The 23,992-nt window shown below is 65.0% G+C and carries 18 protein-coding genes; 13 read left to right on the forward strand and 5 right to left on the reverse strand.

What is annotated here, in order from left to right; translation table 11 throughout:
- Positions 1-169: 169 nt before the first annotated feature.
- From ASF14_RS11580 to ASF14_RS11590, 3 genes are all read left to right on the forward strand, one after another.
- Complete coding sequence (locus tag ASF14_RS11580) at positions 170-1,504, forward strand: MFS transporter (protein ID WP_056434934.1); 1,335 nt, start codon at positions 170-172, stop codon at positions 1,502-1,504.
- Between the two features lie 122 nt (positions 1,505-1,626).
- Positions 1,627-2,058 (forward strand): DUF2147 domain-containing protein, encoded by a 432-nt coding sequence (locus tag ASF14_RS11585; RefSeq protein WP_236697030.1) that lies wholly within the window; start codon positions 1,627-1,629, stop codon positions 2,056-2,058.
- A gap of 68 nt (positions 2,059-2,126) precedes the next feature.
- Positions 2,127-2,399 (forward strand): DUF1488 family protein, encoded by a 273-nt coding sequence (locus tag ASF14_RS11590; protein ID WP_056434935.1) that lies wholly within the window; start codon positions 2,127-2,129, stop codon positions 2,397-2,399.
- A 99-nt stretch (positions 2,400-2,498) separates the two neighbouring features.
- Here ASF14_RS11590 and ASF14_RS11595 read toward each other — a convergent pair whose 3' ends face one another.
- Complete coding sequence (locus ASF14_RS11595; RefSeq protein WP_056434936.1) at positions 2,499-4,304, reverse strand: glycoside hydrolase family 15 protein; 1,806 nt, start codon at positions 4,302-4,304, stop codon at positions 2,499-2,501.
- Between the two features lie 136 nt (positions 4,305-4,440).
- On the opposite strand from ASF14_RS11595, the gene ASF14_RS11600 reads away from it, so the two are divergent.
- The 10 genes from ASF14_RS11600 to ASF14_RS11645 all read left to right on the forward strand — a co-directional run bounded on the left by ASF14_RS11600 (position 4,441) and on the right by ASF14_RS11645 (position 18,888).
- Positions 4,441-5,574, forward strand: a complete 1,134-nt coding sequence (locus ASF14_RS11600) for a Gfo/Idh/MocA family protein (protein ID WP_056434937.1) — start codon at positions 4,441-4,443, stop codon at positions 5,572-5,574.
- A gap of 91 nt (positions 5,575-5,665) precedes the next feature.
- A complete protein-coding gene (locus ASF14_RS11605) occupies positions 5,666-5,914 on the forward strand; it encodes a DUF2934 domain-containing protein (protein ID WP_056434938.1) in 249 nt (82 codons plus the stop codon).
- A gap of 107 nt (positions 5,915-6,021) precedes the next feature.
- On the forward strand, positions 6,022-8,124 hold the full coding sequence (gene glgX / locus ASF14_RS11610; RefSeq protein ID WP_056434939.1) for a glycogen debranching protein GlgX: 2,103 nt from the start codon (positions 6,022-6,024) through the stop codon (positions 8,122-8,124).
- Positions 8,121-9,815 carry a malto-oligosyltrehalose trehalohydrolase gene (treZ, locus tag ASF14_RS11615; RefSeq protein ID WP_056434940.1) on the forward strand — a complete coding sequence of 565 codons (1,695 nt, stop codon included), beginning with the start codon at positions 8,121-8,123 and terminating at the stop codon, positions 9,813-9,815. Before glgX ends, treZ begins: the two co-directional genes overlap by 4 nt.
- Entirely contained in the window at positions 9,812-11,698 is a 1,887-nt protein-coding gene (gene malQ, locus ASF14_RS11620) for a 4-alpha-glucanotransferase (RefSeq protein ID WP_056434941.1), read from the forward strand. The genes treZ and malQ overlap by 4 nt, the downstream gene beginning before the upstream one ends.
- Before the next feature lie 25 nt (positions 11,699-11,723).
- A complete protein-coding gene (gene treY / locus ASF14_RS11625; RefSeq protein WP_056434942.1) occupies positions 11,724-14,123 on the forward strand; it encodes a malto-oligosyltrehalose synthase in 2,400 nt (799 codons plus the stop codon).
- Positions 14,120-14,683, forward strand: coding sequence for a DNA-3-methyladenine glycosylase (locus ASF14_RS11630; RefSeq protein WP_056434943.1), 564 nt, complete (start codon positions 14,120-14,122; stop codon positions 14,681-14,683). The genes treY and ASF14_RS11630 overlap by 4 nt, the downstream gene beginning before the upstream one ends.
- A 104-nt stretch (positions 14,684-14,787) precedes the next feature.
- The gene (locus ASF14_RS11635) at positions 14,788-14,976 is read left to right on the forward strand and encodes a hypothetical protein (RefSeq protein WP_056434944.1); all 189 of its coding nucleotides are present in this window, start codon (positions 14,788-14,790) and stop codon (positions 14,974-14,976) included.
- Between the two features lie 89 nt (positions 14,977-15,065).
- Positions 15,066-15,692, forward strand: a complete 627-nt coding sequence (locus ASF14_RS11640; protein ID WP_056434945.1) for a retropepsin-like aspartic protease family protein — start codon at positions 15,066-15,068, stop codon at positions 15,690-15,692.
- 88 nt (positions 15,693-15,780) lie between these two features.
- A complete protein-coding gene (locus ASF14_RS11645) occupies positions 15,781-18,888 on the forward strand; it encodes a PAS domain-containing protein (protein ID WP_236697031.1) in 3,108 nt (1,035 codons plus the stop codon).
- 318 nt (positions 18,889-19,206) lie between these two features.
- On the opposite strand, the gene ASF14_RS11650 is transcribed toward ASF14_RS11645, so the two are convergent.
- Genes ASF14_RS11650 through ASF14_RS11665 form a run of 4 tightly spaced genes read right to left on the reverse strand, consistent with a single transcriptional unit; the run spans position 19,207 to position 23,878 of the window.
- Complete coding sequence (locus tag ASF14_RS11650; protein WP_201780579.1) at positions 19,207-20,535, reverse strand: ATP-binding protein; 1,329 nt, start codon at positions 20,533-20,535, stop codon at positions 19,207-19,209.
- Entirely contained in the window at positions 20,532-21,242 is a 711-nt protein-coding gene (locus tag ASF14_RS11655; RefSeq protein ID WP_056434946.1) for a response regulator, read from the reverse strand. The genes ASF14_RS11650 and ASF14_RS11655 overlap by 4 nt, the downstream gene beginning before the upstream one ends.
- A gap of 9 nt (positions 21,243-21,251) precedes the next feature.
- Positions 21,252-21,821 carry a gamma carbonic anhydrase family protein gene (locus ASF14_RS11660; protein ID WP_056434947.1) on the reverse strand — a complete coding sequence of 190 codons (570 nt, stop codon included), beginning with the start codon at positions 21,819-21,821 and terminating at the stop codon, positions 21,252-21,254.
- The gene (locus ASF14_RS11665; protein WP_236697032.1) at positions 21,821-23,878 is read right to left on the reverse strand and encodes a malate synthase G; all 2,058 of its coding nucleotides are present in this window, start codon (positions 23,876-23,878) and stop codon (positions 21,821-21,823) included. Before ASF14_RS11665 ends, ASF14_RS11660 begins: the two co-directional genes overlap by 1 nt.
- Positions 23,879-23,992 lie beyond the last annotated feature (114 nt).

Below are 23,992 nucleotides of genomic sequence, written 5' to 3' on the forward strand. Positions count from 1 at the left end.
GGCAGGGGCCGCTACGCCTTTGCTGCACCTGCGCACATTGGACAGTTTGTCCAATCCCCCCATCGCCTGGAAAGGCGCATAGGCGCAGCACAATGGCGGTCATGCGCGGTCTTTTTGCACTGCAACTGATCCGCTTCAATAACTTGGAAGAAGTCAGGACTGGCAGCTGATGAGCGCAGAGTTAACCGCATCGACCTCGACGCCCCTTGAGCGGGACGCGCGGCTGGTCAATGCCCGCGATCCGCACCATGTCGCGCCGGGCGACATCGCCATCGGCGTCATCATCGGGCGCACGTCGGAGTTCTTCGACTTCTTCGTGTACGCCATCGCATCGGTGCTGGTGTTCCCGTCGCTGATCTTCCCGTATGTCGATGCGCTGACCGGCACGATCTATTCGTTCGCGTTGTTCTCGCTGGCGTTCATCGCGCGTCCGATCGGCACCTTCATCTTCATGGCGGTTGACCGCAATCTGGGTCGTGGCGTCAAGCTGACCATCGCGCTGTTCCTGCTCGGTGGCTCGACCATGGCGATCGCCTTCCTGCCCGGCTATGCGCAGATCGGCACCTCGGCCGCCGTGCTGCTCGGCATCTTCCGCATCATGCAGGGGCTCGCGCTGGGCGGCGCCTGGGACGGCCTGCCCTCGCTGCTGTCGCTGAACGCGCCGGAGCGTCGTCGCGGCTGGTATGCGATGATCCCGCAGCTGGGCGCACCGCTCGGCCTGCTGGTTGCCAATGGCCTGTTCGCCTTCTTCCTGACGACGCTCAGCACCGCCGACTTCCTCGACTGGGGCTGGCGCTACCCGTTCTTCGTGGCGTTCGCGATCAACGTGGTGGCACTCTTTGCCCGCCTGCGTATCGTCGCGACCCCCGAGTTCCAGCGCCTGTTCGAAACCCGCGAGCTTCAGCCCGCGCCGGTCGGCGAGACGCTGAGCACCGAGGGTCGTACGGTGTTCCTGGGTGCGTTCGCGCCGCTGGCCAGCTTCGCGATGTTCCACATCGTCACCGTGTTCCCGCTGTCCTGGGTCGTGCTGTTCAACAAGGAACGCCCGCAGGACTTCATGATGATCGAGATCATCGGCAGCATCGTCGGCGTGTTCGCGATCCTGGCGTCGGGTAAGATCGCCGACCGGGTTGGTCGCCGTACGCTGCTGGGCCTGTCGGCCGCCGCGATTGCCGCCTTTGCGGGCTTTGCGCCGTCGCTGCTGGATCAAGGCGGCACCGGCGAGACGATCTATATCGTGCTGGGCTTCCTGCTGCTCGGCCTGGGCTTTGGCCAGTCCTCGGGTGCGATCAATTCGGGCTTCTCGCCCCTGCGTCGCTACACGGGTGCGGCGATCACGTCGGATCTCGCCTGGCTGATCGGTGCTGGCTTCGCGCCGCTCGCCGCACTGTTGCTGTCGAGCCATTTCGGGCTGGTGGCGGTTGGCGCCTATCTGCTGTCGGGTGCGATCGGCACGCTGGCGGCGTTGGGCATCAACAAGGAGCTTGCCAAGCGCGCGTCGTAATAGGACCGGCTCTGGTTTGATCGAAGCGGCCGGCGGGGCGACCCGTCGGCCGTTTTGCTTCCATACAGGCGGCTTCCCATATTCCTGTCCTGACAAGGACTTGCATCGGGATAGGACTGGCAATGAGCATGGGTGTTTTACGCGCGACGGGTATGCTGGCGGCCGTCATGGGTATCGGGTTGACGGCAAGTGCCGCGGATGCGCGGGTTCCGGCCGGGACCTGGGCCAATCCGTCGAACACGGTGCAGGTCCGCTTTGCGCCGTGCGGACGCGGGCTCGATGCCGAACTGATGTGCGGGACGGTCGTCTGGGCGAGTGAGCAGGCCAAGGCGGACGCCGCGCGGGGCGGCTCGCCACGACTGGTCGGCACGCAGCTGTTCAGCGATTTCGAGGAGGAAGAGGCAGGCCGCTGGTCGGGTACGGTCTATGTTCCCGATATCGGCCGTGAGGTTCAGGGCACGATCACCCAGATCGACGCCCGCACGCTCGTCGGCGAGGGATGCCTGCTGGGCAGCCTGGGTTGCCGCGAACAGCGCTGGCGCCGGGTCAAATAAGCCGGAGTTCAGGGAACCCGACGCCGTTTGCGGCGTCCCCGACGCAGCCACTTTTGGGAAGGAATGCCATGGCGGAAGAAGCGCTGACGATCGTAAGCGGCACGGTCGAGGACAATGTGTCGGACCGGCAGGTCGAGTTTGTCGGAGAACTCGACGGTGAGGAATATCAGTTTGCGGTCCAGTATGACATGCTGGAAGCGCTGAGTGGGGACGTGCCCGAAGGCGACGCGGTCGAGCTGTTCGAGCGCTATTCCGACGATATTCTCGAAGCGGCGCTGACTGCGCTCGGCCGTGACATGCAACAATCGCTCGTCGTCGTCAGTGAGAACGACCTCGACTGAGAAGACCAGTCGGCCGAACCGCTGACCATCCCGCTGCGCAAATCCCGGCAAGGTACAGGATTTGCGCAGCAGGGCTGTGACACGGATTAGGCGCCACCACTATAGTTCCTCGCCAGCCAAGGTTGCTGCGGCCTGGATGACCGCAAGATGGGTAAGCCCCTGCGGCATGTTTCCCAGATAATGCCCCGTCTTCGGGTCGATCATCTCAGCATAGAGCCCCGCCCCATGGCTGTCCAACGCCTCGGTCGCGGCATCGAACGCAGCTTGGGCGACCTCGTGCTGGCCAAGGATCGCGCGGGCCTCGATCATCCAGAAGGTACAGGCGAGGAAACAGCCCTCTTCCTTCTCCACGCCGGTGTAGCGGTAATGGAAAGCGCCCGACGCAAGCTCCTCGTCCAGCGCGTCCAGTGTCCGCGCCAGACGATCCTGCCCATCAAAACGGAAGCGTACGGCCAAAGCCAGGCTGGCATCCAGCGCGTCGCTGTCGGGATGCATCAGATAGGCCCCGCGCTTTTCCGACCAGCAATGTTCGCCGATCCATGCCTCGATCCGGTCGCGCTCGCGCGCCCAGCGGTCGCGGCAGGTGGTCGGAATCTGTCCTTCGTCCGCCAGCTCGACCGCACGAGCCAGCGCCTGCCAGCAGCTGATCTTGGACATGGTGTAATGCCGTTCCTCGGGCAGCTCCCAGATGCCCGCATCGGGAAGCCGCCAGTGATCGGCGCAGGCATCGGCCAGATGCGACAGCGTCTCGGCACTGGAGGTGTCGAGGAAATTGCCGCACGCGACGAAGCGGCTCGCAGTCTCGAAAATGTCGCCGTAAATGCCGTGCTGGTGCTGGCCGCCTGCCAGATTGCCGACGCGCACCGGCTTGGAATGTCGATAACCACTGACGGCGATCTCGCGCTCCGCCGGGACAGGACAGCCGTCCAGTGTGTAGCAGACCTGCGGATCTCCCTCGCCTAGGCGCTTGAGCAGCCAGGTAAAGGCAGCCTTGGCCTCGCCATGCGCGCCGATGCGCAGGAACGCCTTGATCGTATAGCCTGCGTCGCGAACCCAGGCGTAGCGATAGTCGTAATTCTTCTCGCCGCCGATCCCCTCTGGCAACGAGGTGGTCGCCGCCGCCGTGATCGCGCCCGTGGGAGAATAGAGCAGCAGCTTGAGCGCCAGCGCGCTGCGCAGGATGCGGTCACGGTACATCTCCGGCACCTTCAGCCCCTGGGTCCATTGCCGCCATTCGAAATCCGACAGGTCAATCCGCGCGTCGATCTGCTCGATATCCTGGCAGACCAGTGGCTCGTCCTCGCCTGCGATGATGGCGATCCGGGCGCGATCCCCCGGCCTGACCGCTGCCGTGCCGGTGACCAGGCCGTCCTCGACCGTATCGATCGTCACGCCCCCGCAATGGCGGAACACGCCCAGCACCCGGTCGACGTGAAAGACGTTGTGGCCACCCGCAGGCGCGAAATAGGGGCTGACCGTATCGGCCCGGCGGCTAAAACGCAGGGTGATGGCGAAGCGGACAAAGCCGTCCAGCCCCTCCACCCGCCGCGCCAGTTCCGCCCAGGGCAGCCGACCCGCCGGGCCGCTATTCAGCGATTCGACCAGCTTGGCTCGGCCGCTTGCCGTGATGAAGATCGTCTCCAGCACATTGCTGTCCGGCCGATAGCGTCGCTCGACGGTAAACGGCTCGACCGGCGTGATGGAAAACGTGCCGCCGCGTTCGCCGTCGAGCAGCCGGTCGAACAGGGGCGCGGAGTCCATATTGGGTACGCACCACCAGTCGATGGCTCCATCCGCGCCGCTCAAAGCGATGCTGCGCCCGTCGCCCAGCGCGGCATAGTTTTCGAGGTCCAGAAACCCGTCGGCGTCACGAAGCGGCTCGGGATGCTGATCGGGTAAAGTCACGAGGGCGCGTCTCCGTTGATGCAGGTTAGGCGATGGAAACTCGCCAAAACCATAATATCTCCGTGGGACCTTCCCCGGATTGGCGCGTTGCAGCAATCGTTACGAGATTTGACGTTTTATATTTGGGAGAACGGCCATGAGCCTGGCATCGGCATTCGGTTTCGGCACGAAGAAGGTTCGCTATGCGGTCGTCGGCGCGGGCGACATCACGCAATCGGCGATGCTGCCCGGCATCAAGCACACCGGCAATTCGGAGCTGACCGCGATCGTCACGGGCGATGCGGAAAAGGGCAGGCTGCTGGCCGAAAAATACGGCGTCGAGCATGTCTATTCCTATAACGAGTTCGACAAGCTGCTGACCGCCGGGGTCTGCGATGCCATCTATCTCGGCACGCCCAACTGGCGCCATGCGGAGTTCGCCATCCCCGCGCTCGACGCCGGTATCCATGTCCTGTGCGAAAAGCCGCTGGAGATTTCGAGCGAGAAGGCGCGTGCGATCCAGGATGCCGAGCGGCGTTCCAATGCCAAGCTGATGACGGCCTATCGCCTGCATTTCGAGCCGGGCACACTCGATGCGATCGAGAAGATCCGCAATGGCGAACTGGGCGAGTTGGTCGGATTCACCTCCTGTTTCGGCCAGAAGCTCGATCCCGATAATCATCGGGCCAAGCACGGGCTGGAGGCCGGGCCGCTGTTCGACATGGCCCCCTACCCCATCAACGCCATCCGCTATCTGTTCGGGGCCGAGCCGGTCGCCGTCGAGAGCGCAGTCGCCACGCGCCAGCCGAGCGCAGGCCTGGGCGATCTGGACGATACCTTCGCGGTCATACTGCGGATGCCGGGCGACAAATTGGCCAGCTTCACGGTGAGCTATGCGATGAACAATATCGACAGCCTGATCGTCGCGGGCATGAAGGGTTCGATCCATATGAGCCCGGCCTATGGTTTCCAGTCGGCGATCGAGCAGAACCTGACCATCGGCGACAAGCAGAGCCACGAGAAGTTCAAGCATACCGACCATTTCGGCGGGGAGATGCGCTATTTCTCGGATTGCATCCTGAACGACCGCGACCCCGAGCCTGACGCCGAGGAAGGCCTGTCCGATTTGCGGGTCATCGAAGGGATCGTGACCGCGATGAAGACTGGCGGACGCGTCGAATTGCCGCCCTTCACCCGCACGCGCCGGATCGACCCTGCCACCCAGCTCCAGACCCTGTCGGCCGTCACCCCGCCCGAACAGGTGAAGGCGAAATCCCCGACGGGCGACTGATCCGCATCAACGCGTTTTTCGGGGAGCGTTATGGCCGATCCAATCGTTACGCTCGCGATAACAGTTTGCGAGTCACGATAGGGAGGTGACGATGAACGACCGGGAAGAACAGCTTCGGCAACGCGCATATGGCATCTGGCAGTCGGAAGGCGAACCACATGGTCGTGACCGCGATCATTGGGAGCAGGCCGAACGAGAGCTGACCGAAGTGGTCCCGGACGAACCCGCCGCCCCCGCCAAACCGGCCATACGGCGGAAAAAGGCCGATGCCGCGCCGCAGACCATCGCGGCGGAGCCGAAGCCCAAGGCGCCCCGAAAGCCCCGCGCCAAGACCGCATGACCTATGTCCGGTGGCTTCCTTTCGCGGGATGCCACCGGGCCATAGCACCCCGCTTCCTATCAAAACTGCCAGACGCATAGTCGTTCGACTTTTGCCGGAGAGCCCCTTTGACCGATTTGCCCGAACAGATTCTGCCCGGCTCCGCCTATCCGTTGGGTGCCAGCTTCGACGGCGAAGGGGTCAATTTTGCCGTTTTTTCCGCCAATGCCGACCGGATCGAGCTGTGCATCTTCGACCCCCAGGGGAAGCGTGAGCTCAAGCGCTACACGCTCCCCGAATGCACCGACGAGGTTTGGCACGGCTATCTGCCCGATGTCGGGCCGGGTCTGCTCTACGGCTATCGCGCACATGGTCGCTACGAGCCGGAGGCCGGGCATCGTTTCAACCCGAACAAGCTGCTGCTCGACCCCTATGCGCGCAAGCTGCACGGCGAGATCAAGTGGACCGACGCGCTGCATGGCTATCAGATCCGGTCGAAGAAAGAGGATTTGAGCTTCGACAAGCGCGACAGCGCCGCCGCCATGCCCAAGGCCGTGGTGGTCGACGATCATTTCGACTGGTCCCGCGACGTGAAGCCGAACACGCCCTGGTCGGAAACGGTCATCTATGAGGCCCATGTGAAGGGCCTAACCAAGCTGATGGAACTGGTTCCTCCGCGTGAGCGGGGCACCTATGCGGGGCTCGGCCATCCGGCGGTCATCAAGCATCTGAAGCGGATCGGCGTCACCGCGATCGAACTGCTGCCGATCCACAGCTTCACTCAGGACCGTTTCCTTCAGGAAAAGGGCCTGCGCAATTATTGGGGTTACAATACCCTCGGCTTCTTCGCGCCCGAGCAGGCCTATTTCGCGACCGATACCCAGGACGAGCTGCGTCGCGCGGTCCACAAGCTGCACAAGGCGGGGATCGAGGTCATTCTCGACGTCGTCTACAACCACACCTGCGAGGGGTCGGAGAAGGGGCCGACTCTGTCGTGGCGCGGGCTGGACAATGCCAGCTATTACCGACTGGTCCAGGATCAGCCGCGCTATACGATCAACGATACCGGCACCGGCAACACACTGAACCTGTCCAAGGCGCGGGTGATCCAGATGGTGACGGACTCGCTGCGCTATTGGGCGACGAGCTTCGGGATCGACGGCTTCCGCTTCGACCTCGGCCTGACCTTGGGCCGCGAGGCGACGGGTTTCGATCCGGGCGCGGCGTTTTTCGACGTGCTGCGGCAGGACCCGGTGCTCGGGCGCCTCAAGCTCTTGACCGAGCCATGGGATGTCGGGCCGGGCGGCTATCAGCTAGGTAATTTCCCGCCGGGCTTTTCGGAATGGAACGACAAGTATCGCGACACGGTGCGCAAATTCTGGCGCGGTGACTCCGGCCAGCGCGGCGATCTGGCGGCACGGCTGTCGGGCTCGGGAGACTTGTTCGACCGTCGCGCGCGGCGTCCCTGGGCCAGCCTCAACATGCTCGCCGCCCATGACGGTTTTACCCTGGCCGATACCGTCATGTACGAACAGCGTCACAACGAAGCGAACAAGGAAGACAATCGCGACGGCCATTCGGAGAACTACTCGCGCAACTGGGGTGCCGAGGGGCCGACCGACGACGAGAATATCAAGGCGGCGCGTGGCCGTGTGATGCGCTCGATGATGACGACCCTGCTTGCCTCGCTGGGCACGCCGATGATCGTGGCGGGCGACGAGTTCGGACGTACGCAACACGGCAACAACAACGCCTATTGCCAGGATAACGAGATCAGCTGGCTCGACTGGAAGGCTGCCGCATCGGACGAGGGTGAGGGGATGATCGCCTTCACCGCGCGGCTGGCCGAATTGCGCCGCCGCTATCCCGTTCTGCGCTCGCCCAGCTTCCTCTATGGGCAGGACACGCCCGGCCATGGCATCAACGACATCGAATGGTGGGACGAGCGCGGCGAGCAGCTGAGCCCCGAGGATTGGGATAATCCCGAGGGTCGTGCCCTGATGATGCGGCGCGCGTCCGCGACCGAGGACGGCGGCGTCGAGGCGGTTTCGCTGCTGCTCAATGCCTCGCCTGATCCGATCACCTTCACCCTGCCCCCGCCCCATGCCGCGCGCACCGTCCTGATCGACAGTGCCAAGCCCGAACAGGGCGAGGTCGAGATCGGCGACAGCTATGAGGTCGGACCGCAGAGCGCGGTGCTCATCACCTGGCGGGACACGGTCGAGGCATGACGAACTGGGGGCCTGAACTGCGCGAGGGCGCGGATACGCTGTTCCGGCTCTGGGCGCCGGATCGTGACGCGGTGACGCTGGAGATCGACGGCGCGCCCTCGGTGTCGATGGATCGCGACGAAGAGGGATGGTTTTCCGCCACCGCCCCAGCCGCCGCGGGAAGCCGCTATCGCTTCGGCCTGGACAAGGAGTTGGCGGTGCCCGACCCCGCCTCCCGGCTTCAGGCGGGCGGTGTCCATGGCTGGAGCGTGGTGGTCGACCCGGCCTTTGCCTGGAGCGCCACGGAATGGCGTGGGCGGCCATGGGAGGAAACGGTGCTGCTCGAAGTCCATGCCGGGACGCTGGGTGGCTTCGAGGGCATTCGACAGAAGCTGCCCGCCATCGCGGCTTCTGGGATCACCGCGATCGAGCTGATGCCGGTCAACGCATTCGGCGGCACCCGCAACTGGGGCTATGACGGTGTCCTGCCCTATGCCGTGGCCGAGCCCTATGGCTCACCCGCCGAACTGAAGACGCTGGTCGACACGGCGCATGGCCTTGGCCTCTCTGTCTTCCTCGACGTGGTGTATAATCACTTCGGGCCGGACGGAAATTATCTGAATGCCTATGCCAGCGCCTTCTTCCACAAGGAGGTCGACACGCCCTGGGGCGGCGCGGTGGCGGTCGATGCCGATCCGGTACACCGTTTCTTTGTCGACAATGCCCTGATGTGGCTGCGCGATTATCGCATCGACGGCTTACGCTTCGATGCGGTTCACGCCATCGAGAATGACGGCTTCCTCGACCGGATGGCGAGCGAGATTCGCACTGCCCTGCCCGAACGGCACGTCCATCTGGTGCTGGAGAATGAGAAGAACGACGCCGATCGCCTGCGCGCCGGTTGTTATGACGCCCAGTGGAACGACGATTTCCACAACGTCCTGCACGTCCTGCTGACCGGAGAGACCAGCGCCTATTATGGCGACTTCGCCGATCATGCGGCCGAGCGGTTGGCGCGCTGCCTGAAAGAGGGTTTCATCTATCAGGGTGAAGGATCGCCCAATCATGACGGCAAGCCTCGTGGCAAACCATCGGGCGATCTGCCCAGCACGGCCTTTGTCGCCTTTCTGCAGAACCATGATCAGGTCGGCAACCGGGCGATGGGCGACCGGCTGATCCGCCTGACCGATCGCGAGCGGCTCCGCGCGGCGACCGCGTTGCTGCTGCTCGGTCCGCAAATCCCGCTGCTGTTCATGGGCGAGGATGAGGGAAGCGAAAGCCCGTTCCTGTTTTTCACCGACTTCCATGACGAACTGGCCGATGCGGTTCGTGAAGGGCGCCGACGCGAGTTCGCCAAGTTCGACGCATTCGCCGACGAGGAAGCGCGTCAACGCATTCCTGACCCCAATGCCCGCAGCACTTTCGACAGCTCGATCCCCGAGCCCGGTCCCCAGGCCGGGGAGTGGCGTGCGCTATACCGCGAACTGCTTGCGCTCCGGCAGGTGCATATCATGCCGCGCTTGAAGGGTGCGGTGGGTCTGGCGGCCGATGTGATCGGGCCCGCACGGGTCAAGGCGCGCTGGCGCATGGCTGATGGCGCGACGCTGACCATCCTGATCGATCTGGGCGAAGCGCCCGAGGCGATCGCCGCGGATGAAGGCCAGTTGATTTACCAGGAAGGCGATCGCTTCGCCGCATGGATCGCCGAATGAGCGACCTCCACACCCGCGCCGAAGCCGCCGGGCTGTCACGTCACTGGCAGGACGCCAAGGGACAGGACCAGACCGTTTCCGACGAGGCGCTGGCGGCGATCCTGGATCGGCTTGATACCGATGTCGGCGAGCCCGTGTTCGTCTCGGGTGAACTCGGCGAGCAAATCCCCCTTCCCGACATCTGCCGTGACGGGACAGCGCTGCTGACGCTGGAGGGTGGTGAAACGGTGTCGCTTTCGGTCCAGGGCCAAATGCTGCCGGCCATTCTCCAGCCCGGCTATCACCGGCTGGAACAGGGCGATCGGCAATGGACGGTCGCCATCGCCCCGCCCCGCTGTCCGGCCCCACCGTCGGGCAGGCACTGGGGCAGCGCCGTTCAGATACCATCCTTGCGCGAAGGTGGTGGTGCCTTTGGCGATTTCGCCAGTCTAGCAGGCGCCGCCAAGTCGCTGGGCCGAGCCGGTGCCGCCGCTCTGGCGGTCAGCCCCGTCCATGCGCTGTTCCCCGCCGACGCCGCGCGCTTCAGTCCCTATGCCCCGTCCAGCCGGTTGTTCCGCAACGTCTGGCTGGCCCCGGGTGGCGAGCCGGTGCCTGACACCCCTGCCCTGATCGACTGGCAAAGCGCCGCGCCGGATCGGATGCGGGACCTGCGCATCGTTTACGATCAGCTCGACGAGGTGCAAGGCCAAGCCTTCGAACGCTGGCGGGCGGAGGGCGGCGAACGGCTGGAATCGCAGGCGCGGTTCGATGCGCTCCATGCCTATTTCCATGGCCGCGACCGGGCGGGCGGCTGGCCTGACTGGCCGGAAGAATATCGCGATCCCGGCAGCGAAGCGGTCGCGCGTTTTGCCGCCGAGCATGTCGACGCCATTCGCTTCTACGCCTTTGCCCAATGGTGGGCCGACCGGGCGCTTCGCGACGCGGCGGACACGGCGCGGGGCAATGGCATGGCGATCGGACTGATCGCCGACCTCGCCATCGGCGTTGCCACGAACGGCGCGGACGGCTGGAGCCGACGCGGCGAGTTGCTGAGCGGCCTGTCGATCGGTGCCCCGCCCGATCCGCTCGGCCCCGATGGCCAGAATTGGGGGATCACCGCGCTGTCGCCCTTCGCGCTGCGGCGGCAGAGTTTTGCGCCGTTCATCGATACGCTGCGTGCGGTTTTCGCGCATGCTGGCGGCATCCGCATTGACCATGCGTTGGGGCTATGTCGCCTTTGGGTCGTGCCGGACGGCGCTCCGGCCGATCAGGGTGCGTATTTGGCGATGCCCTTTGCCGACATGCTGCGCATCCTGCGGATCGAGGCGCATCGGGCCAATCAGGGGCGCGGCGCGATCGTGATCGGCGAGGACCTGGGCACCGTGCCGCCCGGCTTTCGCGACATCATGGCGAAGGCCGGAATGCTCGGCATGCGCGTCCTGCCGTTCGAGCGGGATGCGGACGGCGCGTTCCTTCCGCCCGAGACGTGGAGCGAGCAGGCGATCGCGATGACCGCGACCCACGACATCGCGACCGTTGCAGGATGGTGGAAGGGCCGCGATCTGGAATGGCGCGCGCGGATCGCCGGGCGGCCCGTCTCGCCGGATGACAGCGCCGATCGTGCCCGGGAACGCACCGCCCTATGGCAAACAATCGGCAACGGCGCCCCGGAGCCCGACGAACCCGCCGCCGCGGTCGATGCCGCCATCGCCGCCGTCGCGGAAACGCCGTGTCCGCTGGCCATCGTGCCGGTCGAGGATCTGCTGGGGTTGGACGAGCAGCCCAATCTCCCCGGCACCATCGACGAGCATCCGAATTGGCGTCGCCGCCTGCCCGATACGCTCGATCGCTCGCTTGCCACGCCCGAGGTCGCGACGCGCATCGCCATACTCAACGCCCGCTGACCCGCTTTATCGAAGGACGTCGCCCATGACGCCGCGCGCCACCTATCGCTTTCAGTTCCACAAGGACATCCCCTTTGCCCGAGCGGAAGCCCTGCTGCCCTATCTCGACACGCTGGGGATCAGCCATGTCTATGCCTCGCCGATCACCACGGCGGCGGCTGGATCGATGCACGGATACGACGTCATCGACCCGACGCGGATCAATCCGGAACTGGGCGGCGAAGAAGCCTTCCGGCCCCTCGCCGAGGCCGCCAGGGCACGCGGCATGGGGGTCATCATCGACATCGTGCCCAATCATATGGGCGTGGCGGGCGGCGGCAATGGCTGGTGGAACGACGTGCTGGCCAAAGGTCAGGCAAGCCGCTTCGCACGCTTTTTCGACATCGACTGGTCCCGCAAGCTCGTCCTGCCGATCCTCGGCGATCCGCTGAACAAGGTGTTGGCGGACGGTCAGATCGTCGTCGAGCGCCGCGACGGCCGTGCCGAGGTCGTCGCCTATGGCGAGCATCGTCTGCCGATCCGGGATGAGGATCAGGACGGGGCCGAGACGCAGACGCTTGCGGCCTTGCTCGACCGCCAGCATTATCGCCTGGCGTCGTGGCGGGTATCGAACGACGAACTCAACTGGCGGCGCTTCTTCACGATCAACGACCTGGCGGGGCTGCGCGTCGAAGACGATCAGGTCTTTGAGGAAACCCACGCCCTTTATTTCCGGCTATATGAGCAAGGGTTGATCGATGGCGTCCGGATCGACCATGTCGACGGACTGACCGACCCGATCGGCTATTGCCGCAAGCTGCGCGCGCGCTTCGACGCCATCACGCGGGACGATGGCAACCGCGCCTATATCGTCGTCGAGAAGATCCTCGCGGCCGACGAGCCCATGGGCAATGATTGGGGCGTCGACGGCACCAGCGGCTATGACTTCATGGAGGAGGTATCGGCCCTGCTCCACGCGCCCGAGGGCACCAGGCCACTCGCCGAGCTCTGGGCACAATTGAGCGGCCGTTCGGATCAGTTCGCGCCGGAGGAACTCCAGGCGCGACAGGACCTGCTCGCGTGGCAATTCGCCGGACAGCTGGACCAGTGCGTCTCGGCCTTCGCAGCGCTGACCGCTTCTGGCCCGAAACTGGATGGGGCGATCACCACCCCGATGCTGCGCCGGGCGATCGAGCGTCTGCTCTGGGTCTTTCCGGTCTATCGAACCTATGGCCCTGATGCGCCTTCGTCCGATGCAGCCATCCGCCGAATGGCGCGCGAACGGGTGGAGCCGCTATTGCCCCCCGGAGAGGCTTTTGTCGTCGACCAGATGCTGGAATGGCTGGCAGGGTCCGGTCCTGGTGATCGCGAACTGCTTGGAGAAGCGGTCAGGCGTTTTCAGCAGCTTTCGGCCCCCATCGCGGCCAAGGCGGTCGAGGACACCGCCTTTTATCGTCATGCGACCTTGCTCTCTCGCAACGATGTCGGGTTCGACGCAGCGCGGCTCAGCCTGTCGATCGCAGCCTTTCATGACCGGATGAAGGGCCGTGCGGATCGCTTTCCGCTGGCGATGCTGACCACCGCGACTCATGACCATAAACGTGGAGAGGATGTCCGCGCCCGACTGGCGGTCCTGAGCGCGATGCCGGAGGATTGGCGACGTCAGGTCGAGGCGTGGCGGATGCAGACGCTGGACCTTGCCGAAGGGGTCGATCCGGCCGACTGGTACATGCTGATCCAGACGCTGGTCGGGACCTGGCCCGAGCCCAGCGAATTGGGCGACTTCGCCGAACGGATTGCCGCTTGGCAGGAAAAGGCGTTGCGGGAGGCCAAGATTCGTTCGTCGTGGGAAGACCCCGACACCGATTATGAGGCGCTCTGCAACCATCTTGCGAAGACGTTGATCGATGGCGACGAAGGCACGGATTTCCGGGAAGGAATGGCCGCACTCCTCCATCGCATCCGTCCGGCCGCCGACGCGAATTCGCTCGTCCAGGTCGCGCTGCGCTATACGGTGCCGGGTGTGCCGGACTGCTATCAGGGGACGGAGTTCGCCGATCTGAGCCTGGTCGATCCCGACAATCGCCGCCCCGTCGACTATTCTGCGCGGGAGGCGGCCTTGGGCGACGGGTCTGCGCCCAAGCAGAAGCTCATGGCCGAACTGCTAGGCCTGCGTCGCCAGCATCCCGACCTGTTCACGCACGGCACCTATCATCCGCTTGCCGTCACGGGCCATGGTCGCGACCGGGTCATCGCCTTTGAGCGGCGGCACGGTGAGGCCGTCCTGACCTGTGTCTTCGGTTTGCGACTTGAGCCGTTGATGGACGAGCGCGGCACCATCGACTGGCGCGATACGGCCGTCGTCCGTGATGACGTAATGCTGCGTCTCGGCGACCTTCTGGCAGACGGACCGGTCTGGTACGATCTACGCGCGGGAGAGAAATGACACCGCTCCCCCTCGGCTTCTACCAAGGCGATGTGGAAGACGTGGCGCGCGCGCTCATCGGCGTCACGCTCACCGTCGACGGCGTCGGCGGGGTGATCGTCGAAACGGAAGCCTATGACGCGGCCGACCCCGCCTCGCACAGTTTTGCGGGGCGAACGGCGCGGAACGCGGCGATGTTCGGACCGGTCGGCCACGCGTATGTGTATCGCATCTATGGCCTTCATCACTGCCTGAATGTCGTATGCGGTACTTCGGGCAGCGCTGTCTTGATCCGGGCTTTGGAGCCCCTGCATGGTCTGGATGTCATGCAGGAACGGCGTGGTTCCGGGCTTCCGATAAGACAATTTTGTTCGGGACCCGGCAAATTGTGCAGCGCCCTTGGCATCGACCTGAGCCTGAACGGCGCGTCGCTTCTGGAGTCCCCTTTCGCGCTGACGGGAACGCCGAACGCTGCGCCGGTCGTGGTCGGCACGCGGATCGGCATCACACGGGCGGCGGAACGGCCACGCCGCTTTGGCTTAAAGAATTTTCCGTGGCTCAGTCGGCCCATGGGCGATTGAATACGGCATTGCAGCATAAAACTACTGCGATGCAGCGACGTATTTACTTGATATTGACCACAACAACGGCGAGCCTCGACTCATAATAGATAAAGGGCGAGTCGATGGAGTGGATCAAGGTCCTGGCGCTGGTTGCCATGGTCTATGGAATCTGGGCGGCCTATCGGTCACTGGGCGCACCAGTTCTTCATGAAGGCTCGCGTTATTTCCGCCAACCGGATGGAAGTTTTCGCCGCTGGTATGGCGGCCGTCGATTCAGCGCATCCGAAGTCGGGATGACCGAACAGGGCTGATCCCGCACGGTCAGCAACGGTAAAGACGGACGCCTCTATGTCCCGGCCCTCGCCCTTCCCATATGGGAGGACGAAGGAATGGAACCACAATGTTTGCCGATCTGGGCGTCCCCCTACCCCTGCTGGCCGTCGTCCTTGCCGTCGTGCTGGCGGGCATCATCGCTCGCCGCGTGCCGATCTTGCGGGTGGCGATCAGCTTGTTGTCCTGGCTTTTGCTCGGCGGATTATTGTTCGTCCTGCTACAGCAACGCCAGCAATTCGACCCCTATATCCAGCGCGCGATGCAGATCCTGAATTTGCAGGACCAGAGCGTCGTCGGGGACACGGTGCGTATCCGCATGGCACCGAACGGCCATTTCTGGGCGCGCGTCACCGTCAACGGCGTCAACCGGCGGATGCTGGTCGACAGTGGCGCGACGCTGACCGCCCTGTCGAGCGCAACGGCACAGGCGGCTGGCCTGAAGGCCAGCATGCCCGCCTTCCCGGTCGTGCTCAACACCGCCAACGGGATGATCCGGGCGGAAACGGCGCGTGTCGACTCGCTGCGCATCGGCACCATTCGTGCCGACAAGGTGCCGGTGGTCGTCTCGCCCGCGTTCGGCGAAACCGACGTGCTGGGCATGAACTTCCTGTCGCGCCTGAAAAGCTGGCGGGTCGAGGGCTCGACCCTGATCCTGGAGCCGCACCACCCCCAGCCATTAACCGGGCGGTCATGACCGCCATGATAGGCAAAGTGATACAAATCAACGCGATCGGTGCCGTCGCCGATTGACTTGACGGTACAGCTTACCCATGCGTCAACCCATGATGACTCCCCTGTCGCGAATGCTGTCGCTCCCGCCGCAGCTCGAACGATATGTTGCCGAAGCCGTGGATGCGGGCGACTTTCCCGACGAACAGGCGCTGCTGCTCGCCGCGATCGAGCGGATGCGGACCGATGGGCCGGTGTCGGACGTCGACACCTGGCTGATCGGCGGGGGTGAGTGCGGCCAGCGGGTGCGGGACATCGACTGGTCGGCAAGCCCGCTGGGTTCGATCGGCGGCTGGCCTAGCGTTTTGCGCACGACGGTTGCCAACATCGTCCATTCGCCGATCGCGAAGGTGCTGATGTGGGGCCCGGCTCATGTCATGATCTACAACGACGCCTATCGCAGTATCGCCGGGCCGCGCCACCCGGAGGCGTTCGGCGGGCTGGTTCCGGACGTCTGGCCCGAAATCTGGGACTGGAACCGTGACATCCTGGACCGTGGCTTCCGCGGAGAGGACATCGCCTATCGCGACCAGGCGCTGATCGTCACGCGCGCAGGTATAGAGGAGGAGGTCGTATTCGACCTCTATTATACCCCCGTCTATCTCGAATGCGGCAAGGTCGGCGGCGTGATGTGCACCGTCGTCGAGAATACCGGCCGCGTCGCCGCCGAACGGCGGTTGGCCGAGAGCGAGGCGGAACTGCGGATCATCACGGACTCGCTGCCCGTGCTCGTCGCCTTTGTCGATCGCGAAGAACGCTATCGCTTCGCCAATGATTATTACCGCGAGTTTCTGGGCACCGATCCCGAGGGAATGCTGGGCCAGCGGCTCAGCGACGTGCTGACCGCAGAGGATTATGCCGAGCGTCGCCCGCTGATCGAGCGAGCGCTGGCCGGGGAAGCCATCGTCGCCGACGTGCACCTGCATCACCGCGACGGGAGCCGACGCCGGGCCGAAACCCGTTATATCCCGCGCCGTAACGATGATGGCGAGGTGATCGGTTTCCATATCCTGGTCTTCGACGTCGATGAGCGGACCCGCCATGCCGAGGCGATCGAGCGCAGCAACCGGCGTTTCCGGGCCGCAATGGATGCGGTGCACGGTGTGCTCTGGACCAACAGCGCCGACGGCCGGATGGTTGGCGAGCAGCCAGGCTGGGCGGCGATCACCGGGCAGACATTCGACGAGTATCAGGGCTTCGGCTGGTCGAACGCCGTCCACCCCGACGACGCCGCCGCCTCGGTCGTGGCATGGAACGAGGCGGTTGCTGCGAAGGGGATGTTCATCCACGAACATCGCGTCCGTCGCCATGACGGGGAATGGCGGACGTTTGCGATCCGTGGCCTGCCGATCATCGCGGCCGATGGCGAGCTGATCGAATGGGTCGGCGTCCATACCGACATCACCGAGCAGCGAGCCGCTGAACAGGCCCTGCGCGATCAGGCCACGCTGCTCGCCCGTCAGGTCCATCACCGTGAACGTGCCGAAGCGCAGCTTCGCCAGCTCAACGAAACGCTGGAAAGCCGCGTCATCGAGGAGATCGCCGAACGCCGTCAGGCCGAGATGAAGCTCGCCCAGGCGCAGAAGATGGAAACGATCGGCAAGCTGACCGGCGGCGTCGCGCATGATTTCAACAACTTGCTTCAGGTCGTGTCGGGCAATCTTCAGCTGCTGGGCAAGGACGTTGCGGGCAACCAGCGCGCCGAACAGCGCGTCGCCAACGCGATGGCGGGCGTGTCGCGCGGATCGAAGCTGGCCTCGCAGCTGCTCGCCTTCGGGCGGCGTCAGGCGCTGGAGCCCAAGGTCGTCAACGTCACCCGCTTCGTGCAGGGCATGGACGACATGCTCCGCCGCGCCATCGGTGAGGGCGTGGAGATCGAGACGATCGTCGGCGGGGGTCTCTGGAACACCTTCATCGATCCGGCGCAGATCGAGAATGCGCTGCTGAATCTTGCGATCAACGCGCGCGATGCGATGGACGGCCAGGGCAAGCTGACCATCGAACTCGGCAACGCCCATCTCGACGATGACTATGCCCGCACGCATGACGAGGTGACGCCGGGCCAATATGTCATGCTGGCCGTGTCCGACACCGGCAGCGGCATGTCCGACGACATCATCCACAAGGTCTTCGAACCCTTCTTCTCGACCAAGAGCGAGGGCAAGGGATCGGGCCTGGGTCTGTCGATGGTCTATGGCTTCGTCAAACAGTCGGGCGGCCATGTGAAAATCTATTCCGAGGTCGGCCACGGCACCACGATCAAGCTCTATCTGCCGCGTGCCATGGAAGCGGAGGATGTCGAGGTTGCCGTCGATACCGGGCCGATCACCGGCGGTACCGAAACCGTGCTGGTCGTCGAGGATGATGCCGAAGTTCGCGCCACCGTCGTCGAGCTGCTGTCCGACTTGGGATACCGGGTTCTGAAGGCGGTCGATGCCCAAAGCGCGCTGAGCGTCGTCGAGAGCGGTATCCCGATCGATATCCTTTTCACCGACGTGGTGATGCCCGGCACGCTGAAGAGCCCGGAACTGGCCCGCAAGGCCCGCGAACGGCTTCCCGACATCGCTGTTCTCTTCACCTCGGGCTATACCGAGAATTCGATCGTCCATGGCGGGCGGCTGGACAAGGGTGTCGAGCTGCTGTCCAAGCCCTATACCCGCGAGGCGCTGGCCCGGAAGTTCCGGCACGTGCTCGCCAATCAGCGGCAGCGCCAGATGCCGAAGGCCGAGGGTTCCGGTCCGTCGCGGGACATGCAGTCGAGCGAACCTGCGGCGCAGCCCATGCACGACGGCCGCACGATCCTGTTGGTCGAGGACGATGACCTGATCCGTGCCAACACCGCCGAGACGCTTCAGGATGCGGGCTTCGTGGTGGTTCACGCCGTCACGGCGGAGGAAGCGATGACCGCGCTTCAGACGGCACAGATCGACGTTCTGGTGACGGACCTGAACCTGCCGGGTGAGTCGGGCGTGGAGCTGGCGCGGCGGGCGCGGCAGTTGCGGCCGACCCTGTCGATCATCTTCGCGACGGGCGACGGCGGCATGGCGGCCGAGGCGGCGAACATGGATGCGGCGCTTCTGACCAAGCCCTATTCGGCGGCTCAGTTGATCAATGCGATCCGCGGTCGGTTGGAAATCGTAGAGCAGGCGACCCGGCGCTGAGCCGAGCCGCCTGCTCCATTCCGGTCAGGCCCATGCCGGAGGGGACAGCAGAGGAGCCCTTGCGAAACCAGTAAAGCGGGTTAGCGGGCCTTCCAGCCCTCGATCGCGGCGAAGGTGATGATCACCGCGAGCACGAGCAGGGCACCCTGCAATTCCAGTGCGGTCAAATCGAACTCCATCGTCATCGGTCATTCTCCCGACTGAACTTGTCTAAACTCGTCAGAGAAGGGGCCGCCCCGTTTTGCGGAGGCCGTCTCTTCCTCTGGGTTCAGGATATACGCACCCTTTTTTGCTGCCGTGCAGCGAGTGCGTGACAAATCATGTCCGACAATGCGGAAGACGGATTTCGGCGCAAAGCCCCCCTTCGGGGCGGTTGGCAAGGGTCAGTTCGCCGCCCTCCGCCGCGACCACGCGGGCGACGATCGACAATCCCAGGCCAAATCCCACCGTGTCGCGGCGACGTGCGGTATCCAGGCGCACAAAGGGCTCTAGCACCAGTTCGAGCGATTCGTCGGGAATTCCGGGTCCGTCATCCTCGACCCGGATACGCACATCATACCCCGGATCGGCACGCAGGGTGATGATCGCATGCTCGCCATAATGGAGTGCATTCTCGACCAGGTTGGTCAAGGCGCGCTTCATGCCGAAGCGGCGGAGGCGGCAATCGAAATGGTCCGGCCCGACATAACGCACGTCGCGGCCATGATCGGCGGCGTCGTCGGCCAGATTGGCGCACAGGATCGCCAGGTCGGTCAGCTCGGGCTGCTCGACATCGCCGTCGCCGCCCAGAAAGGCAAGGAGCGAGGAGACCATCGCCTCCATCTCCTCGATATCGGTACCGATCGCCTCGCGCACCTCGTCGTCGCGGATCGAGTCCGCGCGCAACCGCAGACGGGCCAGCGGAGTGCGAAGGTCATGCCCGACCGCCGCCAGCGCGCGGGTGCGCTCGTCGATCAGTCGCCCGATCCGCGCCTGCATCCGGTTGAACGCGCGCGTCACATGTCGCACCTCGCCCGGTCCACGCTCGGGCACGATCAGCGCGGCCCCCTGCCCGCCTTGCCCCCGGCCCAGCTTGTCGGCGGCGCGCGCCAGCATCCGCAAGGGATGCAGGATGCGCCCGATCAGCGCACCGCTGAGCAGCATCAGCGCAATCGCCGGGATCAGCGCGAGCAGCACCCGCCCGAGTGCGAGGTCGAGCGTACGAACCCCTTCACGCATCCGGAAACTCAGCAGCGATCCGTCATCCAATCGCAGATCACCCGACACGACCGAGGTCCGCCCCGGCGAGGTCAGCCGCAAATGGATGTCGGTCGCCGCCAGCGAAGGTTCCCAGTCGACGATCTGACGACGCATGCTGTCCATCGCGGGGGCGATCTTCGGTCGCGGTGGGGCCACGGGTGACCAGCTGACGATATAGCGATCGGTCGTCAACTCGTCCGCCACCTCCGGACGTTCGTCGGCGGGCCGTTCGTTGAGCACGCGACGGGCGACGATCAGATGCTCAGCTAGCCGCCGGGCTTCGTCGTCACGCACCGAGACATGGCTGGCGCGTTCGTAGAGATAGGTGGAAATCGCGAACTCGATCGTAACCGCCAGCAGCAGGATCGCGACGATCCGGCCGAGCAGGCCGACCGAAGGGCGGATCACCGCCGTTCCACCGGCACGTTCAGCATATAGCCGACGCCGCGCACCGTGACGATCGGCGCGGCCCCGCCCGCCCCCGACAGCTTGCGGCGGAGGCGGCTGACCAGCACGTCGATGCTGCGGTCCGAGCTGTCCCCGATCCGCGCCCGCGACAATTCGATCAACCGCTCGCGTGCGACGACACGCTGCGCATTGTCGAGAAAGGCAACGAGCAGATCGAACTCGGCGCCCGTCAGCTCAACCTGTGCGCCCGAGGGCGACATGAGCTCGCGGCGAGGCAGATTGGCGGTCCAGCCGTCAAAGCCCAATATCCCGGCCTCGCGCTCGCCCGGCGTGTTCTCCAGGCCGCCACGACGCAGGACGGCGCGGATGCGCGCGACCAGCTCTCGGGTACCGAACGGCTTGGCGAGGTAATCGTCCGCGCCCAGTTCCAGCCCGACCACCCGGTCGACCTCGCTGCCCTTGGCGCTGATGAAGATAATGGGAACCGCGCTTTTCTGGCGAACCTGGCGGCAGAGATCGATGCCGCTCGTGCCGGGCAGCATGATGTCGAGCAGGATCAGGTCGATCTGCCCGACCTCCAGCGCCTGCCACATTTCGGGGGCGGCATTGGCCAGCTTCACGGCGAAACCGTTCTCCTGAAGCGCGCGTGCGGTCAGGGTGCGGAGGGCGGGATCGTCCTCGACGATCAGGATGGTGGGCGGCGTCACCCCCTTTGGCTAGGCAGGTCCCGTCCGCGCGTCAACGTTTTCGCCCGGCAGGCCCGCGTCCAGCCGCGTCAGCCCTTCAGCATATCGCACGGCCCGCCCGGCATAGCCTGTGGCGGAGGCGCGCAGCCGCATGATCTGGTCGGGTTCCAGTGTCCGGACGGCGCGGGCTGGTGCACCGACGATCAGGCTGCCGGGCGAAAACACCTTTCCCTCCGTGACCAGCGCGCCTGCACCGACCAGCGACCCGGCCCCGATCACCGCATCGTTCAATACGGTCGCGCCCATGCCGATCAGGCACCCATCCTCCACCGTACAGCCATGCAGGATCGCGCGGTGCCCAACAGTGCAGTCCATCCCGATGGTCAGCGGGCTTCCCGGATCGGAATGAAGGACCGCGCCGTCCTGAATGTTCGTCCGCGCGCCGATATGCACTGGCCCGTTATCGGCCCGGACCACCGCCCCGAACCATAGGCTGACCTGCTCGCCCAGTAGCACCTCGCCGATCACATCCGCCGAGGGGGCGATCCAGGCGGTGTCATGAACGACCGGCTGGCGTTCCTCCAGCGCGTAAAGCGGCATCAGGCCATCTCCTTCGACTTGGCCTTCGCACGATAGCGGTGCAGCAGCGGCTCGGTATAGCCATTGGGTTGCGCCAGCCCCTCGAAGATCAGCGCGCGCGCCGCCTGCATCGCCAGCCCGTCTTTCACCATAGGCCGGTAGAGGGGATCGCCCGCGTTCTGCGCATCGACCTTGGCCGCCATGCGCGTCAGCGCCTCCTCAACCTGATCGGCCGAGACGATGCCGTGATGCAACCAGTTGGCGATATGCTGCGAAGAGATGCGCAGCGTCGCCCGGTCCTCCATCAAGCCGATATCGTGGAGGTCGGGGACCTTGGAACAGCCCACGCCCTGATCGATCCACCGCACGACATAGCCGAGCAGCCCCTGCGCATTATTGTCGAGTTCCGCCGCGATCTCCTCGGGCGACCAGTCGGGCGTCTCGGCGATCGGCGGGGTGAGCAGCCGTTCGAGCGACGCGACGGGCTCGGCGGCACGCTCGGATTGACGGGCGGCGACGTCGACCCGGTGATAATGGGTGGCGTGCAGCGTGGCTGCGGTCGGCGACGGCACCCAGGCCGTCGACGCGCCCGACAGCGGATGCGCACCCTTTTGAGCGAGCATGTCGGCCATCCGATCGGGCGCCGCCCACATCCCCTTGCCGATCTGTGCCCGCCCCGCAAAGCCGCAGGCCAGCCCGATCTGGACGTTGCGATCCTCATAGGCCGCAATCCAGTCGCATTCCTTCATCGCCGCCTTGCGCACCACCGGGCCGCCCAGCATCGCGGTGTGGATCTCGTCACCGGTACGGTCGAGGAAACCCGTATTGATGAAGACAATCCGGTCTCTTACCGCATGGATACACGCGGCCAGATTGGCTGACGTACGCCGTTCCTCGTCCATCACGCCGATCTTGATGCGATGGCGCGCCAGGCCCAGCATGTCCTCGACGGCGTCGAACAGACGGTCGGCGAAAGCGGCTTCCTCCGGCCCGTGCATCTTGGGTTTGACGATATAGATCGAGCCACCGCGCCGCATCGCGATCAGGCTGGTGACGATCGCGTCGAGGATACCCTCGGGCGCTTCGCCACCGTCCGCCAGTTGGAGCGCGGGCGTGGTCATGAGATGGCCGACATTGCGGACGAACAACAGGCTGCGTCCGGGCAGCGCGAAGGCAGTGCCGTCGGGTGCGCGATACTCGCGATCGGCGGCAAGCGTTCGCGTGATGGAGCGGCCGCCCTTCTCGACCCGAGCCGACAGCGTGCCGTCGATCAGGCCGAGCCAGTTGGCATAGCCCGCAACCTTGTCCTCGGCATCCACCGCCGCAACCGAGTCCTCCAGGTCGCAGATGGTGGTGAGTGCCGACTCCAACACGACGTCCGCGATCCCGGCCCGGTCGGTACGGCCGATCGGGTGGTCGGTATCGACCATGACTTCGATATGCAGGCCATGATGGCGGAACAGCCAGCCCTTCTCGCTCCGCCCCCGGAACAGCGATGGATCCTCAAGCCGCTCGACGGCGGTGGCAAGGTCGGGCACCGCGTCCCAGCCCCCAGCAATAGGCAGGGCCTCGTCCAGAAAGCCACGCGCCCAACGGATCACCGCCGCGCCGCGCTCCGGGTCATAGTCCGTCGTCCCCGAAACCGGCGCGATGGCGTCGGTGCCGTAGAGCGCGTCATACAGGCTGCCCCAGCGGGCATTGGCGGCATTGAGCAGGAAGCGTGCATTGAGCATCGGGACGACCAGCTGCGGCCCGGCGCGCGACGCGACTTCCTCATCCACATCGTCCGGCGCGATGGTGAAGGGCGCGGGCTCGGGAACCAGATAGCCGATCTCGGTCAGGAACGCCCGCTGCGCTACTCCGTCGCGCGCGCCGGCCTGTCGATACCAGTCATCGATCTGCGCCTGCAGCGCATCGCGGCGACGGAGCAGCGCGTCGTTCTCGGGGGCGAAGCGGGTGACGATATCGGCCATCCCGGCCCAGAAACGATCCGGATCGATGCCACTGCCGGGCAGTGCATGCTCCTCCAGAAAGCGGACGAGCGCGGGAGCAACGGACAGGCCGTGGCGGTCGATCATGCGGCGCTCCTCAAGCATCGAAACTCTCCTCTTGCCCTGTGGTCGGGATGATAGAGCATCGCCATTTGTTCCGGTAGTCGGCATAATCGAATAGCTGTCGATCGCTGGAGGAAC

Source organism: Sphingomonas sp. Leaf257 (assembly GCF_001422185.1).
Lineage (GTDB): Bacteria > Pseudomonadota > Alphaproteobacteria > Sphingomonadales > Sphingomonadaceae > Sphingomonas > Sphingomonas yabuuchiae.

Bases quoted from the DNA above. Each gene is read 5' to 3' on its own strand.
- ASF14_RS11580 (WP_056434934.1), top strand. From the start codon at position 170: ATGAGCGCAGAGTTAACCGCATCGACCTCGACGCCCCTTGAGCGGGAC.
- ASF14_RS11585 (WP_236697030.1), top strand. From the start codon at position 1,627: ATGAGCATGGGTGTTTTACGCGCGACGGGTATGCTGGCGGCCGTCATG.
- ASF14_RS11590 (WP_056434935.1), top strand. From the start codon at position 2,127: ATGGCGGAAGAAGCGCTGACGATCGTAAGCGGCACGGTCGAGGACAAT.
- ASF14_RS11600 (WP_056434937.1), top strand. From the start codon at position 4,441: ATGAGCCTGGCATCGGCATTCGGTTTCGGCACGAAGAAGGTTCGCTAT.
- ASF14_RS11605 (WP_056434938.1), top strand. From the start codon at position 5,666: ATGAACGACCGGGAAGAACAGCTTCGGCAACGCGCATATGGCATCTGG.
- treZ (WP_056434940.1), top strand. From the start codon at position 8,121: ATGACGAACTGGGGGCCTGAACTGCGCGAGGGCGCGGATACGCTGTTC.
- malQ (WP_056434941.1), top strand. From the start codon at position 9,812: ATGAGCGACCTCCACACCCGCGCCGAAGCCGCCGGGCTGTCACGTCAC.
- treY (WP_056434942.1), top strand. From the start codon at position 11,724: ATGACGCCGCGCGCCACCTATCGCTTTCAGTTCCACAAGGACATCCCC.
- ASF14_RS11630 (WP_056434943.1), top strand. From the start codon at position 14,120: ATGACACCGCTCCCCCTCGGCTTCTACCAAGGCGATGTGGAAGACGTG.
- ASF14_RS11635 (WP_056434944.1), top strand. From the start codon at position 14,788: ATGGAGTGGATCAAGGTCCTGGCGCTGGTTGCCATGGTCTATGGAATC.
- ASF14_RS11640 (WP_056434945.1), top strand. From the start codon at position 15,066: ATGTTTGCCGATCTGGGCGTCCCCCTACCCCTGCTGGCCGTCGTCCTT.
- ASF14_RS11645 (WP_236697031.1), top strand. From the start codon at position 15,781: ATGATGACTCCCCTGTCGCGAATGCTGTCGCTCCCGCCGCAGCTCGAA.
- ASF14_RS11660 (WP_056434947.1), bottom strand. From the start codon at position 21,821: ATGCCGCTTTACGCGCTGGAGGAACGCCAGCCGGTCGTTCATGACACC.
- ASF14_RS11665 (WP_236697032.1), bottom strand. From the start codon at position 23,878: ATGATCGACCGCCACGGCCTGTCCGTTGCTCCCGCGCTCGTCCGCTTT.